Annotated in this window: 1 protein-coding gene; it reads left to right on the top strand. The window is 60.3% G+C overall.

Annotated elements, in window-relative coordinates:
- Positions 1 to 2,053, top strand: a 2,053-nt coding sequence (locus tag ACXJMY_RS37830; RefSeq protein WP_456624440.1) for a type I restriction endonuclease subunit R, incomplete at both ends; no start/stop codon positions are given.

Here is a 2,053-nt window from a genome sequence, read left to right on the forward strand (position 1 = left end):
GAACGATCTTGATGATCAGCTCTCCGGCACCTTCAACGCTCACATCTCGGCTCTGCGCGGTATCCCGGTCCAAGCTGACAGCGCCGAGGAGATGCGCCGCTTGCTGACGGTTGACATCGGTGGGCTGGTATTCACTTCGATCCAGAAGTTCCGGGGTGATGATGGTGAACATCCCCTCCTAACCCCACGAAGTAATGTCGTAGTCATCGCAGACGAGGCCCACCGCACCCAGTATGGCTTCAGGAAGCGCTTTGTGATCGGGGAAGGTGGCGTACGGGAGCAGGTCGGTTTCGCGGAGTATCTGCGGCAGGCGCTACCCAGCGCTACCTTCGTGGGCTTCACGGGAACGCCAATCGACGACAGAGACCGCTCGACTGTTGGGGTCTTTGGAGAGGTGATCGATACCTACGACATGACGCAGGCCGTCGCGGATAAGGCGACCGTTCCGATCCACTACACAGCCCGACTGGCCAAGCTGCGTCTCAACTTGACTGATGAGGAGCGCGAGGAGCTGGATGCGCTGGCAGAAGAACTGACGGAGGGTGACGATGCAGCGATCGAGCGCAACAAGGGCAATCTGAGCCGGTTCGAAGAAGTAGTCGGAGCGACCGATCGCGTTTCCCAGATCGCCGCCGACATAGTGACTCACTTCGAGCAACGGCGGGAGGCAATGGCAGGCGGCAAGGGCATGATCGTCGCGATCAGCCGGCGCGTGGCAGTGGAACTGTACGATCGGATTGCAGAGCTGAGGCCTGACTGGGTTGCTGCTGATCCGCGAGACGACTCGTCCGGCATGCTGAAGGTCGTCATCACGGGCAATGGAAATTCCGACCCAGCTCCGCTGCAACCCCACCTGCGCAGCAAAACAAGACGGGAAGCGCTGGCCGAACGTTTCAAGAGACCGGGGTCCGCGTTAGACTTGGTCATCGTGCGTGACATGTGGTTGACCGGCTTTGACGCGCCGTCCCTGCACACCCTCTACATCGACAAGCCGATGCGGGGGCATGGGCTTATGCAGGCTATCGCTCGTGTGAACCGGGTCTGGGGCGATAAACCGGGCGGGCTGGTGGTTGACTATCTTGGGATCGGCGCTGAGCTGCGGGCCGCCCTTGCTCAGTACACCGCCCGAGACCGTGACCAAATTCGATTAGACCCCGACGAGGCCGTTCGCCAAACGCTGATGCGACTGGAGAGCGCGCAGATGCTGCTCGAAAGCACGCCCTGGCGCAATTTCTTTCCGGCCGGGCCGGCTGCTCGGTTGACGATCCTAAAGCAGTGCCTCGAAACTGTATTGGGTCACGGGCGTCGAGAGGACTTCATCGAAGCTGCTACCAAGCTGGAGGTTGCCTATGCGCTCAGTGCCGGCGACGAGCGCGTAACGGCGCGGCGAGATGAGATTGCGCTGGTTGCGGCGATACGGGCCAACCTGGTCAAATACACAGCCGGAGCGGGCCGAGGCCGCGAGAACATCGAGCGTGAAATTCGGCAACTGCTCTCCCGCGCCGTGATGGCGGATGGAATCCTCGACGTATTCAAGTCCGCAGGGCTCGAGCAACCAGACCTTTCAATCCTCTCAGACGAGTTCCTGGCGGAGGTGGGACAAATCAAGGAGAAGAACCTCGCCGTGGAAACACTGCGTCGGCTCCTTGCGGATGAAATCAAGGCACGTTCGCGATCGAATATCGTTGAAGCCACCAAGCTGAGCGATAGGCTCGATGACACTATTCGCCGCTACCACAACCGGGCGGTGGATAGTCTTCAGGTGATTGAAGAGCTGATAGCTCTAGCCAGGGACATCAGTGCCGCGAGCGCCCGTAGCGCCGAGCTGGGCCTCAACTCGGAAGAGCTGGCCTTCTATGATGCTCTCGCTGAAAACGGAACGGCAAAGGCTCTGATGGAGCACGAGCATCTGCGATTGCTGGCGCAAGCCCTCGTCGGTGCCATTCGGAAGTCGGCCTCGATCGACTGGACTCGCAAGGAGAGCGTTCGGGCCAGAATGAGGATCGAGGTTCGCAAGCTGTTGGCCCGCTACGGGTATCCACCTGATCTTCAG

The organism is Bradyrhizobium sp. P5_C12 (genome assembly GCF_054049735.1).